The sequence below is a fragment of the Streptomyces sp. NPDC054047 genome (assembly GCF_055585065.1).
In genome coordinates this window covers 32,443-49,727 of the sequence record NZ_JBVJKV010000008.1, presented here as the reverse complement: position 1 = coordinate 49,727, position 17,285 = coordinate 32,443, and the positions used below count along the sequence as shown (strand labels likewise).

Sequence of the window (17,285 nt, the reverse complement as noted above, 5' to 3'; positions counted from 1 at the left end):
CACGGGGGCCGGGCGAGATCAGCATGGAGGCATGAACTCTTCCTCGGCGATGACCCGGCGCTCGGCGCTCGGCCTCGCGGCGGCCGGTCTGGCGGCCACGGTGCTGGCCGCCCCGGCCCCCGCGCAGGCGCGGTCCGCGCGATCCACGCGGTCCATGCGGTCCACAGGCATCGCGGCGAAGCTCCCCGTGCCCACGGGCCCGCACCGGATCGGCACGGTGTCGACGCGCCTCGTCGACACCTCACGCCGCGACCCGTGGGTGAAGTCCGTGCCGTACCGGGAGCTGATGATCAGCATCTGGTACCCGGCGGCGGAAAGGCCGGGCGCCGCGGGACACCGTCTCGCTCCGTACATGACGCCGGGCGCGGCGAAGGCCTGGAACGCGACAGCACCCCACGGCATCCCCCAGGACGCGATCGACTTCGCGGCCATGCGGACACACGCGCGGGAGGGAGCCCCGGCCGACACGAGCGGGGGCCGACGACCGGTCCTGCTGTACGCGGCGGGCGCCAACGACCCGCGCACCTGGGGCACCTCGGTGGTCGAGGAGCTGGCGAGCCACGGCTATGTGGTGGTGACGATCGACCACACCTACGAGGCGCCGGGGGTGCAGTTCCCCGACGGCTCGGTCAAGGGCGACGCCCCGCTCCTCAAGGCCTTCGAGGAGGCGCAGCGGAACGATGCGGTGCCTGCGCTGCTCAAGCGGGTCCTGGACATCCGGGTGGCCGACTCGAAGTTCGTCCTGGACCGCCTCGGCTCACTGCCGCACGGCCTGTCCGGGGTCGTGGACCAGCAGCGGGTGGGCATGCTCGGCCAGTCGGCGGGCGGGATCGCGGCCGCCGAGACGATGTACGAGGACGACCGGGTCAAGGCGGGCCTGAACATGGACGGCACCCTGGAGAACAACCCCGAACCGAACGGCACGAACCTGACGCCGGTGGCCCGGCACGGCCTGACGGGACCGTTCCTCCTGATGGGCAGGCAGGGCAGCGACCGCACGACGGAACCGTCGTGGCGCGCGTTCTGGTCCCACACGAGCGGCTGGAAGCGGAATCTGACCCTGCGCGGCTCCATGCACCAGACGTACACGGACCTGGCGGCGCTGCTCCCCCAGGCCGGGGTGGACCGCAAGATCATCGAGGAGAACCTGGGCACGGTCGACCCGAGCCGCGCGGTGGCGGCGGAGCGGGCGTACGCGCGATCGTTCTTCGACCGCTGGCTGCGCGAACGGGACGACCACCTCCTTGACGGGCCTTCGGGTAGGTATCCGGAGATGGAGTTCGCGGGGTGAGCGAGGTCGGGCGGCGGCATGTCCTCCCAGCCCCCGGTCGCGCACCCCCCAAGACGGCCATACGCTCCCAAATGTGACGCCGTCCTCGCACCTGACCGTGCGGGCGACAGCGGCAGCCACCGCACTGCTCACGTGGTGCCTGCTGCTCCTGTCCGCCCCCGCGGCATCCGCCGCCCCGGCCGACGACCCGGTCACGCTCTCCCGCGACGGCCAGATCACCGACAAGGTGGGCGCGCTCGGCGACCGCGGGGACGCCACCGGACGGGCGCTCGACCAGCTCTACGACGACCGCGGCCTCCAGCTCTTCGTCGTCTACGTACGCGACTTCTCCGGACGCGGCGCACAGGACTGGGCGGACGCCACCGCCGAGCGCAACGGGCTCGGCCTGGACGACGCGCTGCTGGCCGTCGCCACGCACGACCGCCAGTACGCCTACTCCGTAGACGTCGGTTCCCGGCTCACCGAGGCCCAGCTCCAGGACGTCGCGACCACCGCGATCAAGCCCGCGCTGCGGCAGAACGACTGGGCCGGCGCGGCCATCGGCGCCGCGAACGGCTACCGCGCGGTCCTCTCCGGGCAGCCCGTCCCCACCCCGACGCCCACCCCTGGGGAGGCCGACCCGGGCGGCGGCAGCGGCAGCGGCGACGACGTGGCCACCGGCGACCTCGTCCTGCCCATCGTGGCGGTCGGCGGCGCGGGCGCCCTCGCCGCGGTCGCCTACAGCCGCCGCAAACGGCGCACCAACACGCGTACGACGCCCGGAGGCGGTGGCTGGGGCAAGGGAGCGGCCGGCGAGCAGCCGACCCCGCTGCCGGAGCTCGACAAGCAGAGCAAGCAGCTCCTGGTGGAGACCGACGACGCGATCCGCACCAGCGCCGAGGAACTCGGCTTCGCCACCGCACAGTTCGGCGACGAGGCGGTGCGGCCCTTCACCGAAGCGCTCGCGTACGCACGCGCCGAGCTGACCGCGGCCTTCAAGCTGCGCCAGCGCCTTGACGACGCCCGTCCGGAGGACGACGCGACCAAGCGCACCATGCTGGACGAGATCGTCTCGCGCTGCGCCGAGGCCGGCCGGCGTCTGGACGCGGAAGCCGCGGGCTTCGACCAGCTGCGCGCCCTCGAACGTGACGCGGCGCAGGCCCTGGAGCACGCCGAAACGGTGTTCCGGCAGGTCACCGGGCGTACCAGCAGCGCGGAGAGCACCCTCGGCACGATCCGGGAGCGCTACGCCCCGTCCGCGTCCGCGCCGGTCGTGGGCCACGTGGAGCAGGCCAAGGACCGCCTCCTCTTCGCCACGACGCACCTCAACGAAGCCCGGCAGGCCATCGACGCGGGCGACAACGGCAAGGCCGCCGTCCATCTGCGGGCCGCCGAAGGCGCCGTCGACCAGGCGGGCACCTTCGTGGACGCCGTCGAGCGCCTCGCCGAAGAGCTCGCGCTGGCCGCGGAGAAGCTGCCCGACGCGCTCACCGAGACGGAGACCGACCTCGCCGAGGCGCGCGGCCTCCTGGAGGGCACCATGGCGGGCGCCTCCACGGCAGACCTGCACGGGCGCATCGCCCGCGCGGAGACGGTGGTCGCCGAGGTCCGCAAGAAGATGGCGGCGGGCCCGCACGACCCGATCGACGCCCTGCGCCGGGTCGAGGAGGCCGACACGGTCCTCGACGAGTCGCTCACGGGCGCCCGTGAGCGCGAGGTCGGCCGGCGGCGCGCCGCCTCCCTCCTCGGCCAGGCCCTGCTCACCGCGCGCAGCGCCGTGGGAACGGCTGCGGATTTCGTCGACACGCACCGGGGCGCGGTGGGCAGCGAGGCGAGGACCCGCCTTGCCGAGGCACAGCGGCACCTCTCGGGCGCGGAGGCCGCCCAGGACACCGACGCCGCCTCGGCGCTCGCCGAAGCCCAGCAGGCCGACGCCCAGGCCCGGCAGGCGCAGCAGCTCGCCGAACGTGACGTACGCGGCTACGGCAACCCCTACGGGGGAGGCGGCGGGCGCGGCGGCGGCATGGGCGGCGCGGTGCTCGGCGGCATCATCCTCGGCGAGCTCTTCGGAGGCATGGGCCGCGGGACGGGCGGAGGGGGCTTCGGAGGCGGCGGCCCCGGGAGCTTCGGCGGAGGCGGGACGCGGGGGCGGATGGGCGGGGGCGGGAGGTTCTGAGACCGGCGCATCATGACGCCGCCCTCGCGGCGGACCTTTCGTACGTCCCCTGGAGCCCTCGCACAGAGCCCTCGCACCCCGATCACTCCTACCACCCCACATAGAAGGAGCTCGTCATGACGAAGCAGACGATCCTCGGCCGCGTGGCACAGCTCGCCAAGGCCAACATCAACTCGCTCCTCGATCAGGCCGAGGACCCGCAGAAGATGCTCGACCAGCTGATCCGCGACTACACGAACAACATCCGGGAGGCCGAGGAGGCGGTCGCGACCACCATCGGCAATCTGCGGATGCTGGAACTGGACCACAAGGAGGACCAGGACGCGGCCGACGAGTGGGGCTCCAAGGCGATCGCCGCCAGCAAGAAGGCGGACGAGCTGCGGTCCGGCGGGAGCGCCGTGGAGGCCGACAAGTTCGACGGCCTGGCCAAGGTCGCGCTGCAACGGCAGCTTCAGTCCGAGCGGGAGGCCAAGGACGCGGAGCCGACGATCGCCTCGCAGACCGAGGTCGTCGACAAGCTGAAGTCCGGGCTCGACCAGATGAAGATCAAGCTGACCCAGCTCCAGTCGAAGCGCGATCAGCTGGTGGCCCGCGCCAAGACCGCCCAGGCGCAGAACCAGATGATGGACGCCGCGCAGAGCATCGATGTGCTCGACCCGGCCAGCGAGTTGAGCCGTTTCGAGGACAAGGTGCGGCGCGAGGAGGCCAGGGCGCTGGGCAAGCAGGAGCTCGCCGCGTCCTCCCTGGACGCGCAGTTCGAGCAGTTGGACGGCATGGGCGACGAGGCGGAGGTCGCGGCCCGTCTCGCTGCCCTGAAGGCCACCACGTAACCGGTCGCCCGCAGAGGAGCGGGAGCCCGCGGAGGAACGAGAGCCCTCAGTCAGAGGAACAGGAGCCCTCAGAACAGGCTGAGCAGCGCCTCCGCCGCGTCCATCGGCTCCACGCCGCTCTCCGGCAGCGGCATCTCGAACCACACCGTCTTGCCGCGCGGCGTCCTGCGCGAGCCCCACGCGGCGCTCAGCAGACCGACGAGCTGAAGCCCGCGGCCGCCCTCGTCCGTGTCACGCGCCCGGCGGCGGCGCGGCTGGACCAGCCCCGCGTCCCACACCTCGCACACCAGGGTGCGGTCGAGCAGGAGCCGCAGCCGGATGTCGCCCTCGCCGTACCGCAGCGCGTTGGTGACCAACTCGCTGACCAGCAGTTCGGTCGTGTCGCAGAGCGGTTCCAGGTCCCAGGTGCGCAGCTGCTCGCAGGCCAGTTCGCGGGCCCGGCCCACCGACTTCGGGTCGCGCGGCAGCGTCCAGTCGCCGACGGCCTCGGCGGGCAGGCCCTGGATGCGGGCCATGAGCAGCGCGATGTCGTCCTCTCCGTGGTGCGTGTCGAGGGTGTTCAGGACGTGGTCGCAGACGTCCTCGAGAGCGGGCGCGGGGTCGTCGAGCGCGCGGACGAAGGCGTTGAGGCCCTCGTCGAGGGGATGGTCGCGGGATTCGACGAGACCGTCCGTGTAGAGCGCGAGCAGGGCGCCCTCGGGCAGCTCGACCTCGACCTCCTCGAAGGGTTCGCCGCCGACGCCCAGCGGCATGCCGGGCGGCACGTCGAGCATGAGCGGCGATTCGCCGGGCTCGACGAGCACGGGCGGCAGGTGGCCGGCGTTGGCGAACGTGCAGCGGCGCGTGACGGCGTCGTAGACCGCGTAGACGCAGGTGGCGAGGTAGACCTCCGAGAGGTCCGTGCCGTTCGCGGAACGCGTCTGGCGGGCCGCTCGCGTGGCCTGCTGGGTGCCTGAGGGATCGCCGAGGCCGCGGGCGATCTCGTCGAGCGCGGAGAGGACCTCGGCGGGCTCCAGGTCCAGGAGCGCCAGGGTGCGTACGGCGGTGCGCAGTTCCCCCATGGCGACGGCGGCGCGCAGGCCGCGGCCCATGACGTCGCCGACGACCAGGGCGGTGCGGTGGCCCGGCAGCTCGATGACGTCGAACCAGTCGCCGCCGACCTCGGTGGCCGCGTTGCCCGGGAGGTAGCGGCAGGCGATGTCGAGGCCGGACGCCTCGGGGTCGCCCGGCGGCAGCAGGGAGCGCTGGAGTATCAGCGCGCGTTCGTGCTCGCGGCGGTAGAGGCGGGCGTTGTCGATACAGACCGCGGCGCGCGCGGCGAGCTCGACGGCGAGGGAGCGATCGCGCTCCCCGAAGGGCTCGCTTCCCTTCGTGCGGGAGAACTGGGCGATGCCGACGACCGTGTCGTGGGCGACCATCGGCACGGCAAGCGTCGACTGGATGAGCCCGCCGGTGAGCCTGCTCGCGGAGCCGTCGTCGGCCCCGGAGACCAGCCGCGGCCGTGCGGTGCGCAGGGCGTCGGCGCAGGGCGAGGTGAAGGCGAAGCGGTGCACGGCGCCCACGTCGACGGGGTGGCCGCCCTCGGGGAAGGGCGCGTCGGCGACGGCGCTCGCGAAGGCGACGCGGCGCAGTTCGGCGCTGCCGTCGGCGAGGCCCGGAGGCGTCTCGTCGCCGTCGAGCAGCCCCTGGTAGAGGTCCACGGACGCCAGGTCGCAGAAGCCGGGGACGGTGACGTCCAGGAGCTCGCGCGCGGTCGTCTCCAGGTCCAGGGAGTTGCCTATGCGGGCGCCCGCCTCGTTGAGCAGGGCGAGGTTGCGGCGGGCGTGGGCGGCCTCGCGGGCGGCGGCGTGCCGCCGGGTGACGTCGGTGCCCAGGCCCGCGACGCCTATGGGGCGGCCCGAACCGCTGTGCACGCGGTAGAGGTTGATCGACCAGTGGCGGCGTTCGTTGCTGCCGGGGGCGGGGCCGACGATCTGCATGTCCGTGACGGAGTCGCCGGTCTCCAGGACGCGCTTGAGCGCGGCGGCCATGCGGTCGGCCTCGTGCCGGGGGAGGTAGTCGTGGACGGTGCGTCCGCGCTGCTCGTCGACGCCGCCCCCGAAGACCGCGGCGAAGCGGCGGTTGGCCCGCTGCACCTTCAGGTCCGTGCCGAACAGCAGGAACCCGAAGGGAGATTGGCCGAAAATCGCCTGCGACGCGGCGAGGTCCGTCTCGATCTGCCGGAGCGCCCGTACGTCGACGACGATGCAGACGGCGGCCCGTTCCCCCTCCTCCGTCTCGGTCGGCATCACGTAGACCTCGGCGATGCCTTCGGAGCCCTTGAAGACCCCCGCGCCGGAATCAGCACCGGAAGCCGCGCCGAGACCCGCGTCGGGCTCCGCACCGGAACCCGCGTCGGCCCCCTCGGCCTGCCCGGGCGCCCGGAAGGGGACCGACCCGGTCCACTCCCTGCCGTCCAGGATCTCCGCCATCTTGCGGTGCCCGCTGCTGCGCAGCTCAGGCGCCACGAAGGCTTCGATCGGGTCCCTGCCCACGGCGTCGTCGGCGGACACGCCGAACAGCCGCTCGGCCCGCAGACTCCACTGGTCGATGAGACCGTCGGGGCCGATCGAGAACGAGGCCACCTTGATGTAGTCGTAAATCGAACCGGGTGGACTGCTCTGCCACATCACGTCATCCGCAGCTTCGCCCCTAGCGTCACCCGACGGCCCGTCCTGCTCCGTCGCCTTCGCTGGTATCTCGCTCACGCGAACCGTCCCCTCCAGCTCACCACGTCCGGCACCGGTCACCGGATGCGGCTGCCCGCAGTATCCAGCACTACGGAGCCACGCCACACGGCGTTCACGATCACAGCACGGACTCAACTCTTTTTGGCCCGCCACCGTCTTGTGTCCGTCCTACGCTGCCAGTCTTCTAACCCGGCAGCACCAGCTCGAACCACACCGTCTTCCCCGTCTTCCCCGTCCTGCCCTGTCGTGTCCCCCAGCGCCGTGACACGCGGGCCACCAACTGGATGCCTCTGCCCCCCTCGTCATCGGGGGTGGCATCGCGCTCCAGGGGCGGGTCGGGGAGCGGATCGGAGACCTCCACGAGAAGGGTGCCGGACGGTCCGGCAGGGCGTACGAGACGTACGCCGATGGGGCCGGAGGCGTGCCGCAGGGAATTGGTCACCAATTCGCTCACGAGAAGGACGGTGATGTCACCGAGGGCGGCGAGGTCCCAGGCGGCGAGCTGCTTGCGGACGACGGCACGGGCCGTGCGCACGGCGCCCGGGTCCGCGGGAAAATCCCACTCGGCGCAGTCGCCTTCGGTGTCGATCACGCCGATCACTTCCAGACCAGCAACAGCGGACCCTTGTCCGGTTTCATGGGGTTAATGGGCACATACCCGATATCCCGCCGGAACTACCGCGCACCTGGGCGCACTGTGGCACGAACGGCGTAGGTGGGGCTCAAGCGCGGGGAGAGATGACCTCGCGCGCTCCCCCGCCCGGCGGCACCCGATCCGCCCAGCGACAGTCGATCCGCCTAGCGGCACTCGATCGCGGCCGCCACCGCGGGGACGTCCGCGTCCAGCCACTCCACCGACCAGACCTCGTCCGGCGCGAGCCAGCGCAGTTCGTCGTGGTCCTCCAGGGGCTCGGGGGCTCCCGAGCGGAGCTTCACCGTCCACACCCACAGGACGTATCCCGGCTTGAGCGGCCACTCACCGGGGACTCGCGCGACCGGTTCGGCGTCCACGCCCAGCTCTTCGCGCAGCTCGCGCACCAGGGCTGCCTCGGGGTGCTCGCCGGGCTCGACCTTCCCGCCGGGCAGTTCCCAGCGGCCCGCGAGCTCAGGGGGCGCGCTGCGTCGCGCGGCCAGCAGGCGCCCGTCGTCGTACAGGGCGGCGCCCACCACGATCCGTTCCGTCATGCGACGGAGCCTAAGCGGTCAGTGGGCGTTGCTGTTCTGGCTCAGCTTCTCCACCCAATACAGCTGCTGGTGGCCGTGCTCGTCGAGGCTGTCCGCGATCTTCTCGGCCTCCGCCTTCGTCGCGTACCTGCCCACCCTGTAGCGGTTGCCGTTGTCGTCCTGACGTATCACGAGCCAGGGAAGTACGACCGTCCCGTCATTCATCGCGCCCCTCCGCTCGCCGCCCCCGGCGCGCGCCACGCCTCGATCAGTAAGGAAACCGCAATCCGCATATGCCCGAGCCTACGCCCGACCTTTACTCAGCGGATACGACTTTGCACAAAGAGGTACGCAATTGGCCAACGTCGAGGGGGCGCACTTTGTCGGGTGCGCCCCCTGGTGAGGTTGGTTCAGTCGGTGCGGGCCCGCGTCAGCCTGCGCGACCCCGGCCCCGCGTCACTCGGCGCGCACCGTGGGCATCGGCATGAGCACCGGCACACTCGACGGCGACGTACGGCAGACGTCGCCGCACTCCGCGTCCAGCGAGCAGCACAGGGAGCAGATCGGGCCCGACTGGACCGGGCAGTCGGCGATGTCCGGGAGTTCGTACTCCGTCTCGCAGACGGCGCACGCGTGCGTGGCCGTCACGTCGGGCACCTCGACATGCGGCCCGTTCACCGGGTTCGGGCGCGCAAGGTAGTACTTGCCCTTAGTGGCCCAGGCGATCAACGGGCACAGGACGACGGCGAGTCCGGCCGCGATGAACGTCGAGAAGGCCTCCGCGTACCGGCCGAAGAGGCCGAAGAAGGCCAGGATCGACACCACGGAGGCGATCACCATCGAGCCGAAGCCCGCCGGGTTCACCGCGTACAGGTAGGCCCTCTTGAACTCGATGTACGGGGGACTCCAGCCCATCCTCTTGTTGATGACGAGGTCGGCGGCGACCGCCACGATCCACGCGATGCCCACGTTCGAGTAGAAGCCGAGCAGCTTGTTGAGGGCGGCGAACATGTTCATCTCCATCAGCGTCAGCGCGATGGCGAGGTTGAGGAAGATGTACCAGACCCGGCCCGGGTGCTTGTGCGTGATGCGGGAGAAGAAGTTCGACCACGACAGCGAGCCGCTGTAGGCGTTGGTCACGTTGATCTTGATCTGCGAGACGATCACGAACAGGGCCGCCGCGGGAAGGGCGAACGAGCCGAGCCAGGGCTTCAGGGCCTCGATCTGCGGGGCGATCGGCTCCAGGGCGTGCGTCTTGCCGACGGCTTCGAGGGCCACGAACGCCAGGAGCGCGCCGCCCAGCTGCTTGGCCGCGCCGATGACGACCCAGCCGGGGCCCGCCGCGAGAACGGCCAGATTCCAACGCCTCTTGTTCTGCTCGGTCTTGGCCGGCATGAACCGCAGATAGTCCGCCTGCTCGCCGATCTGCGCGATGAGCGAGAGCGCGACGCCCGTGCCGAGCCCGAAGGCGACCCACGAGAAGCCGCTGCCCGCGCCCTCGGTGCCCCCGAAAGAGGCGAAGGCGCCCCAGGCGTCCGGTGCCTCGAAGGCGAGCACCACGAAGGGCAGCACCATGCCGACGAGCCAGATCGGCTGCGTCCAGGCCTGCACCTTGGCCAGGGCTCCCATGCCGCGGAAGACGATCGGGATCACGATGAGCGTCGTGATCAAGTAGCCGATCTCCACCGGGAGTCCGACGGCCTGGTGCATGGCCTGGGCCATGATCGAGCCTTCGAGCGCGAAGAAGATGAACGTGAACGAGGCGTAGATCAGCGACGTCAGCGTCGAGCCGAAGTAGCCGAAGCCGGCGCCCCGGGTGACCAGGTCCATGTCCAGGCCGTACTTGGCGCAGGCCCGCGCGATCGGGATGCCGGTGACGAAGATGATCGTCGCGGCGCACAGGATCGAGGCGAGTCCGCTGGTGAAGCCGTAGGTGAAGACGATGGACGCGCCGATCGCGAAGTCCGCGAGGTAGGCGATGCCGCCGAGCGCGGTCGAGGCCACCATCGTCGGCGACCAGCGCCGGAACGAGTGCGGCGCGTACCGCAGGGAGTAGTCCTCGCGGCTCTCGTCGGCCGCCATCTTCGCGTAGCTGCGCTGGGGCGGCGGGCCGGCGGCGGCACTGGTGTCGCGGGTGGCCGTATCCGTCATGTGGGCTCCTGTCGTCCGACCGGATTGCGGGTACGGGCGACGAAGTTAGGAGCCGTGCATGACAAGTTGCCGCAGGGGACGATTGCTCCGGCGTTACGGAAGTCGGGCGCGGGTTAACTCGCGATCACGGCGGGCGGACGGGCCCGTCCGGATTCCGGGCGTGCGGGCCAGTCCTGATTCCGGGCGTACGCCGGAGCGTCCGGTCACCTCACCGGCAGGTGGTATGCGATCCGATACCGGTCCGCGGGCACCACGACGTCGGCCGTCTCGACCGGCTTGCCCGACGCGAAGTACGTCCGCTGCACGACGATCACCACATGGCCGGGGACACCGCCGAGCGCCATGAGCTCCTCCGCAAGCCCCGGGCGCGCTCCGACCTCCTCCGCGACGTTGTCCACGATCACGTCGATGGCCGCCATGCGTTCGACCACTCCGCAGCCGCCGAGGGGCCCCTCCTCGGGGAGCATCACCGGAGTGCGTCCGGTGACGGCGAGGGGCTCCCAGGAAGTGGAGAGCATCATCACCTCGCCCGCGTCGCGGTAGACGTACTTGGTGCACATCACGCGGTCGCCCGCGCGGATACCGAGGCGCTCGGCGACCGCGCTGGTCGCCTCCGCCTGTTCGCTGCGGGACTCCCAGGTGCCGCGCGCGCCGTCCTCCGCCTGCTCCTGACGGAAGGGTGTCGAGCCGCCGGAGCCGCGGTAGCCGGTGCGGGCCACGCGGCGGGGCACCGGTCGCTCGCGCACGTACGTGCCGGATCCGGAACGTCCCTCGACCAGGCCTTCGGCCATCAGGACCTTGCGTGCCTCCAGGGCGACCGTGTCCGACACTCCGTACTCCTCGCGGATCCTGGCCTGCGAGGGGAGTCGGGTGTGCGGCGGCAGGGAACCGTCGACGATCTTCTTGCGGAGATCACCCGCGACACGCAGATACGCCGGCTGTTCACCGAAAGTCACTGGCCACTCCCATCAGGTTGACAGACAGCAACAGCCTGGCAACCGTCGGTTGTTGGCCGCAACCCAAGGCCAATGAATCACCCGAAGTGATGAAGTCTGTGCGTGCAGGGCTTTACGCAGGGGCTTTCCCCAGCTATGGCGATCACCTTTCCGCGGCGCTCCAAGGGGCCGCGACGGCACTCCAGAAGGGCCGTGATCAGACGCTCGCGCCCCGGACGGCGAGGAAGCGGGAGACCGCCGAGCGCGCGATCTGGCTCCCCCAGCCGCCCCAGTTCACGTCGAAGCAGTGGTCCGCCCAAGGGAGTTCGACATACGTCGCCGGCGCTCCGGCCGCGTCCAGGCGCCGGGCCAGCTCACGCGCCTGCGCCACCGGCACCGCGCGGTCCGCGCTGCCGTGCAGCAGGAGCGTGGGCGGCACATCGGTCCGTACGAGCCTCGCGGGCGAGCCGAGGAGGTAGCGGGCGGGTGCTGTCTTCGCCGAACCGCCCATCAGGCGCGGGATCATGGGGTCGGCGCGCAGCGCGGTCCCGGCGACGAGGCGCGCCATGTCGGTCGGCCCGTAGAGGGAGATCACCCCGGCGACCGAGCTGTCACGCACCGCACAGGACGCGGGGACGCGGTCATCACCCTCCGTGTAGGCGGCCGCGAGGGCGAGGTTGCCGCCCGCCGAACTCCCCGCGAGGACAAGGCGGTCGGGATCGATGCCGTACGCGCGCGCGTGCCGCCGCACCCACCCCACGGCGCACTTCACGTCGCCGATCTGGTCGAGCTGGGTCACGCGGGGCGCGAGCCGGTAGTCGATGTCGAAGACCGACCAGCCCTGTTCGTTGAACCATCGGTTCCATGCGGGGCTCTGACCGCGGTGCCCCTTGTTCCAGCCCCCTCCGTGCACCCAGACCACGGCCGGGTGACGCACCCCGGCCCGCTTCGGCAGGGTCCAGAGGTCCAGCTTCTCGCGCCGCTCGCCGATGCGGGCGTAGCGGCGGGTGCGCTCCCCGTCGGGGGCCTTGGCGTAGTTGACGCCCTCGAAGTAGGCGGTGGGGGCCAGGGGTTGCCCGAAGGCCTCGGCGGCGCGGTGCGCGGCGGCGTACGGCATGACTCCGTAGACGAGCGCGAGGAACGCGGTCAGGACGGCGAACCCGGCGCACCAGGGGTACCGCCGCCCCGCGAGCACGCCGGCCGCCAGGCCGACGACCGCGGGCGGCACGAGCACGAGCCCCCAGGAGGTGATCGCCGCCGCGACGAGCACCAGGAGGGGGATGCGGGGCAGCGGGGCGGCGACGAGCACGACAAGGGCGGCGTTCAGGAGGGCGACGAGGACGAGGAGCCCGCGGGAGAGGTGCGCGACGCACGAAACCCTGGGCCCGTTCCTGCCGTTGCGGCTGCCCCTTCGGGGAGAGTCCGGCGCCGCGGGCCCCGGAGTGCGCTGGGCCGCGACGGTCGGCGTCATGACGGTCGTCACGCCGAAGAACTATCACAGAAGCGGACAAAAAGCCCTTAAGGTGAGTGGTGTGAGCGGCCGTTGCGGCGACCGGCCCCGCGGCCGGCACACCCCACGCCACACCACCACCAAGCCACACCACCGCCCCCTTCCGTCACACCGCGGCGCCCGCCCCGCCCCCGGCGCCCCCGGCGTCTTCGTGGCTCCCGCCGCCCCCCGGCACGTCACGAGGCGAAGTGGTCGCCAGGCCCAGGGGTTTGCGGGCCGCGGCCTCGCGCTCGCCGCTGATGTGCCGCTGCGCCGGCACGTAGTACGCGTCGAAGGCGTCGGCGTCCTTGGCGGTGGACGCCTTCTTCCACTGCTTGCGGTTCTGCTCGATGGCGTCGACGAGGGCGGCGACATCGGCGTCCGCCTTCGCGGGCCAGTCGTGCGCGCGCAGCAGCCGCGCCTGCTCGGCGAGGCCCTTCTCGACGCGGCCCGCCCACTCCTTGTGGCCCGGCAGGTCGTCCGCGAAGCGCTCCGTGTCGGGTTCGGTCCCGTACGCGTCGTAGAGGGCCTTGTCCGCCTTCAGGTAGGCCAGCTGGTCGGCGTCGAGGTTCGTCGCGTCCCGCCGGACCGTTCCCTTCAGGGTGCGCTCCCGCTCCACGACGCCGTAGAGGCAGGTGATGTGGCGGTCCCCCTGACTCCAGGTCTCCCGGTCGGGCATGAAGTACGTGAGCTCCGCGTCCCCGATGTCGACCCAGGAGTCGAGCACGTAGGAGGCGTCCAGGTCGACGCACTTGCGGGCGGCGAGCGAGGTGAGCGCGTCCTCGCCCGGGAAGGTCTCGTGGTTCACCCGGAACTGGGCGATGACCTCGCCGTCGTGCCGGTCCGAGCAGGGCGCCTCGTCGATCTCGAAGGCGTACTTGGCGCCTTCGAGATCGCTGCCGGGGACGTTGAAGCACTCCCCCTTGCCGATGGGGAACCCGGAGCTGTTCCGGGATTCACGCGCGGCGTCCCTGAAGCCGTCCATGAAGTCACGCGCACCCCCGGTGACGACGGCGAGCACCAGCAGCACGATGCCGAGGGCGGACAGGATGCTGCCCGCGATCGCCATGCCCTTGCCGCGCTCGCCCTTCTTCGCGATCTGCGAGAGCGCGACCAGGCCGAGGACCAGACCGACGGCGGGTATGCAGCACAGGATGCCGAGGACGAGCGAGGCGATCGCGAAGCCGTTGACCGGAGGGCGCGCGTACGGCGAGTACGCGCCGGGCCACCGCTGGTACGGGACCTGGGGTCCGCCCGGGTACGGAGGCTGCGCGGGCGGCCCGTACGGGGCCTGCCCGTAGGGCTGCTGAGGGCGGCCACCGGGGTCGGGCGGCGGGGGTATGTCCACGGGTCCGTGCTCCTGCGTTCGTGCCGGTCGGTCGATGCGGGGGGCTTCGCATCGTATGCGGGGCACGCGCGGGAGACTGAAGAGGCACATCGGGCGACATACGACGCGCTCTCGGCCCCGGAGCGGACCGGGTCGAGGACCCGAAGCCCTTCCCCGAGGACGAGAGCGCGTACGGAGCGGAGCGGCTCAGCTCAAGGCCTGTGGCCTAGAACTGCAGCCCCCAGGAGTCGATCTTGCCGACGTCCTGCGCCGCGTTGTCACTCACCCGCAGCTTCCACGTCCCGTTGGCCGTCTCGGACGACGCGTTCACCGTGTACGAGGTGTTGATGTCGTCCGAACTGCCGCCGGTGCCGTAGCCCTTCAGCGTGTACGCGGTGCCGTCGGGCGCGATCAGCTGCACCTGGAGGTCACCTACGTAGGTGTGCTTGATGGCGACCGGCACGCTCAGGGCGGCGGGGGCGTTGCCCGCGACGCCGCTCACGGTGACCGGCGATTCGACCGTGGCGTTGTCGCTGATCGCGAAGTCGGTCGTGTTTTCGAACTTGGGGCCCGGAGGGTTCGTCGAGCCGGGACCCACGTTCAGGAGGCGGTTGGGCGAGCCCGTCCCCGGGCTGGTGACGACGCCCGTCGATGAGGCGCTGACCAGAGCCGCGGACACCTGCGCCGGGGTCGCCGTGCGGTTGTCCGCGAGGTAGAGCGCCGCGGCGCCCGCGGTGTGCGGGGACGCCATCGACGTACCGGAGATGGTGTTCGTCGCGCTGTCGCTGGTGTTCCAGGTCGAGGTGATGGACGAGCCGGGCGCGAACAGGTCCAGGACGCTGCCGAAGTTGGAGTAGCTCGCCTTGGCGTCGGTGTTCGTGGTGGCGCCGACCGTGATGGCCTCGGTCACGCGCGCGGGAGAGCGCGTCGAGGCGTTGACCGACTCGTTGCCGGCCGCGACCGCGAAGGTGATGCCGGACGCGATGGAGTTTCGTACGGCGGTGTCCAGGGCGCTGTCGGCGCCGCCGCCCAGCGACATGTTCGCGACGGCGGGCTTGACCGCGTTCTGGGTGACCCAGTCGATGCCGGCGACGACCTGCGCGGTGGTGCCCGAGCCCTGGTTGTTCAGGACGCGGACGCCGACGATCTTCGCCTTCTTGGCGACGCCGTGCAGGGTTCCGGCGACGGTGCCCGCGACGTGCGTGCCGTGTCCGTGGCCGTCCTGCGCGGTGTTGTCGTTGTCGATGGCGTCATAGCCGTACGAGGCGCGTCCGCCGAAGTCGCTGTGGCTGATGCGGACTCCGGTGTCGATGACGTACGCCGTGACGCCCTCACCGGCGGAGTCCGGGTAGGTGTAGGAGTTGTTCAGCGGGAGCGTCTTCTGGTCGATGCGGTCCAGACCCCAGGACGGCGGGTTCGGCTGGGTGGCGTCGACCGTGAAGGTCCGGTTCTGCACGACGGAATCGACCGCCGGGTCGGCGGCGAACTTCTTGGCCTCGGCCGCGGAGAGCTCGACCGCGTAGCCGTTGAGCGCCTTCTTGTACGTGCGCTCGATCTCGGCCCCGTACTTCGCGGCCAGGGCCTTGCCCGCCTTGGAGCCCGCCTTCGCGGCGTCCTCGTCGAGGCTGACTATGTAGCTGCCCGGTATCGCGCCGGGGGCTCCGGCGTTCTCGATCGTGCCTTCGGCCTGACCCGGCTGGGCGGTCGCGGGGAGGGCGGAGACGACGCCGAGGGCGAGGGCCGCGACCGCTGTCGCGCTGATCCCGGCCAGTCTTCGGCGGGTATGACGCATCACTGCCATCTGAGGGGTCCTCCTCAATAGGTGGTGCGCTGGTGGGGGATGGTGCCAGAAGTGCCAGAGGTACTGGTGGCGCTGGTGGTGCCCACACGCACGGAGGCAAAAGGCAGGGACATGTCAAGAACCCCGCCCACTCTTGCCCTCGTCGGGACGAAAGATTGGCGGATCCATAGGAATCCCACAAGAGCCAGGACCGGACGTAACACGACCGCCACGCACCCGCCATGACACACCGGTCCCAACCGGCCGAACTAGCCTGCCCGCATGACAGCATTGCCGGATTGTTTCTGCCCCACCGACGGAACGCGGGTCCCCGCGGGCACCCTCGCCTGGTGCTGCCCCGTCTGCCGCGGCCCGCTCGACCTGGACTTCTCCCCCAATCCCGCAGCGCTGAAATCCCTGAACGGAAGGGTCAATTCACTGTGGCGGTACGCGGAGTCCCTGCCGCTGCCCGTCCCCGCGTTCTCGCTCGGCGAGGGCCGCACTCCGCTCGTGCCGCTGGATGGCGCGATCTCGGCCAAGCTCGACTTCCTGATGCCGACGCTCTCCTTCAAGGACCGCGGCGCGGTCATGCTCGCCGCGCTCGCGCAGCGGCTGGCCCCGGAGCGGGTGATCGCCGACAGCAGCGGCAACGCCGGCACGGCGATCGCCGCGTACTGCGCGCGGGCCCGACTGCCCTGCACGGTGTACGTCCCCGAGGGCACGTCGGCCAAGAAGCTGGAGCAGATCGGCGCGCACGGCGCACGGCTCGAAGTCGTCCCGGGCGGCCGCGAGCAGACGGCGCAGACGGCACGGAAGGCGGCCGACGAACCCGGCGTCTTCTACGCCTCGCACGTCCACAACCCCTACTTCCTCCAGGGCACCAAGACGTACGTCCACGAGCTGTGGGAGGACCTGGGCGGGCGCCTGCCGGACGCGCTCGTCGTGCCCGTGGGCAACGGCACCCTGCTGCTCGGCGCGGCCCTCGCGGTACGGGAGCTGCACGCGGCGGGCCTGATCGCGAAGGCGCCCGCGCTGTACGCCGTGCAGGCAGCGGCGGTCGCCCCGCTGGCCGAGGCGTGGCGCACGGGCGCCGACGAGCCCCTGGGCACCACCCCGACGGCACCCACCCTCGCGGAGGGCATCGCGATCCCCCGGCCGCCTCGCGCACGGCAGATCCTGCGGGCGGTGCGCGGCTCGGGCGGCGGCTTCCTCACGGTCACGGAGGACCAGATCCGGCACGCCCAACTGGATCTGGCGGGGCGCGGCTTGTACGTGGAGGCGACCGGCGTCGCGTGCTGGGCCGCCGTACGGGACGGCGCGCTCGGCGAACGCACGGCGGTGGTTCCCCTGTGCGGGGCGGGTTTGAAATCAGGACTCGCGAGCGCTTGAAAACCGCCCACGGCACCCACCGAACCCGACACCCGTCCGCTACGT

The 17,285-nt window shown here is 71.5% G+C and carries 13 protein-coding genes; 4 read left to right on the top strand and 9 right to left on the bottom strand.

Annotated features, from left to right (window positions below; all coding sequences use genetic code 11):
• The first annotated feature begins 31 nt into the window (after window positions 1–31).
• From ACZ6ZP_RS26865 to ACZ6ZP_RS26855, 3 genes are all read left to right on the top strand, one after another.
• Window positions 32–1,291 (top strand): alpha/beta hydrolase family protein, encoded by a 1,260-nt coding sequence (locus tag ACZ6ZP_RS26865; protein ID WP_469408706.1) that lies wholly within the window; start codon window positions 32–34, stop codon window positions 1,289–1,291.
• Between the two features lie 73 nt (window positions 1,292–1,364).
• A complete protein-coding gene (locus ACZ6ZP_RS26860) occupies window positions 1,365–3,446 on the top strand; it encodes a TPM domain-containing protein (RefSeq protein WP_469408705.1) in 2,082 nt (693 codons plus the stop codon).
• 116 nt (window positions 3,447–3,562) lie between these two features.
• Window positions 3,563–4,276, top strand: coding sequence for a PspA/IM30 family protein (locus ACZ6ZP_RS26855; protein ID WP_366463364.1), 714 nt, complete (start codon window positions 3,563–3,565; stop codon window positions 4,274–4,276).
• Between the two features lie 68 nt (window positions 4,277–4,344).
• On the opposite strand, the gene ACZ6ZP_RS26850 is transcribed toward ACZ6ZP_RS26855, so the two are convergent.
• From ACZ6ZP_RS26850 to ACZ6ZP_RS26810, 9 genes are all read right to left on the bottom strand, one after another.
• Window positions 4,345–7,023 (bottom strand): SpoIIE family protein phosphatase, encoded by a 2,679-nt coding sequence (locus ACZ6ZP_RS26850; RefSeq protein WP_351163371.1) that lies wholly within the window; start codon window positions 7,021–7,023, stop codon window positions 4,345–4,347.
• Between the two features lie 166 nt (window positions 7,024–7,189).
• Window positions 7,190–7,606 carry an ATP-binding protein gene (locus ACZ6ZP_RS26845; RefSeq protein ID WP_351163369.1) on the bottom strand — a complete coding sequence of 139 codons (417 nt, stop codon included), beginning with the start codon at window positions 7,604–7,606 and terminating at the stop codon, window positions 7,190–7,192.
• Between the two features lie 197 nt (window positions 7,607–7,803).
• Complete coding sequence (locus ACZ6ZP_RS26840) at window positions 7,804–8,190, bottom strand: (deoxy)nucleoside triphosphate pyrophosphohydrolase (protein WP_351163367.1); 387 nt, start codon at window positions 8,188–8,190, stop codon at window positions 7,804–7,806.
• An 18-nt stretch (window positions 8,191–8,208) separates the two neighbouring features.
• A complete protein-coding gene (locus ACZ6ZP_RS26835; RefSeq protein ID WP_351163366.1) occupies window positions 8,209–8,394 on the bottom strand; it encodes an SPOR domain-containing protein in 186 nt (61 codons plus the stop codon).
• Window positions 8,395–8,625: 231 nt separating this feature from the next.
• A complete protein-coding gene (locus ACZ6ZP_RS26830) occupies window positions 8,626–10,320 on the bottom strand; it encodes a purine-cytosine permease family protein (RefSeq protein WP_351163364.1) in 1,695 nt (564 codons plus the stop codon).
• Between the two features lie 203 nt (window positions 10,321–10,523).
• Window positions 10,524–11,276, bottom strand: a complete 753-nt coding sequence (locus ACZ6ZP_RS26825) for a GntR family transcriptional regulator (RefSeq protein WP_351163362.1) — start codon at window positions 11,274–11,276, stop codon at window positions 10,524–10,526.
• Window positions 11,277–11,472: 196 nt separating this feature from the next.
• The gene (locus ACZ6ZP_RS26820) at window positions 11,473–12,738 is read right to left on the bottom strand and encodes an alpha/beta hydrolase (RefSeq protein WP_351163360.1); all 1,266 of its coding nucleotides are present in this window, start codon (window positions 12,736–12,738) and stop codon (window positions 11,473–11,475) included.
• 133 nt (window positions 12,739–12,871) lie between these two features.
• Window positions 12,872–14,092 (bottom strand): DUF4190 domain-containing protein, encoded by a 1,221-nt coding sequence (locus ACZ6ZP_RS26815; protein WP_351163358.1) that lies wholly within the window; start codon window positions 14,090–14,092, stop codon window positions 12,872–12,874.
• 205 nt (window positions 14,093–14,297) lie between these two features.
• Window positions 14,298–15,872, bottom strand: a complete 1,575-nt coding sequence (locus ACZ6ZP_RS26810) for a S8 family peptidase (protein ID WP_361464464.1) — start codon at window positions 15,870–15,872, stop codon at window positions 14,298–14,300.
• A gap of 261 nt (window positions 15,873–16,133) precedes the next feature.
• On the opposite strand from ACZ6ZP_RS26810, the gene ACZ6ZP_RS26805 reads away from it, so the two are divergent.
• On the top strand, window positions 16,134–17,240 hold the full coding sequence (locus ACZ6ZP_RS26805) for a threonine synthase (RefSeq protein ID WP_361464466.1): 1,107 nt from the start codon (window positions 16,134–16,136) through the stop codon (window positions 17,238–17,240).
• Window positions 17,241–17,285: the final 45 nt, after the last annotated feature.

Bases quoted from the DNA above. Each gene is read 5' to 3' on its own strand.
- ACZ6ZP_RS26865 (WP_469408706.1), top strand. From the start codon at position 32: ATGAACTCTTCCTCGGCGATGACCCGGCGCTCGGCGCTCGGCCTCGCG.
- ACZ6ZP_RS26855 (WP_366463364.1), top strand. From the start codon at position 3,563: ATGACGAAGCAGACGATCCTCGGCCGCGTGGCACAGCTCGCCAAGGCC.
- ACZ6ZP_RS26840 (WP_351163367.1), bottom strand. From the start codon at position 8,190: ATGACGGAACGGATCGTGGTGGGCGCCGCCCTGTACGACGACGGGCGC.
- ACZ6ZP_RS26835 (WP_351163366.1), bottom strand. From the start codon at position 8,394: ATGAATGACGGGACGGTCGTACTTCCCTGGCTCGTGATACGTCAGGAC.
- ACZ6ZP_RS26830 (WP_351163364.1), bottom strand. From the start codon at position 10,320: ATGACGGATACGGCCACCCGCGACACCAGTGCCGCCGCCGGCCCGCCG.
- ACZ6ZP_RS26810 (WP_361464464.1), bottom strand. From the start codon at position 15,872: ATGGCAGTGATGCGTCATACCCGCCGAAGACTGGCCGGGATCAGCGCG.
- ACZ6ZP_RS26805 (WP_361464466.1), top strand. From the start codon at position 16,134: ATGACAGCATTGCCGGATTGTTTCTGCCCCACCGACGGAACGCGGGTC.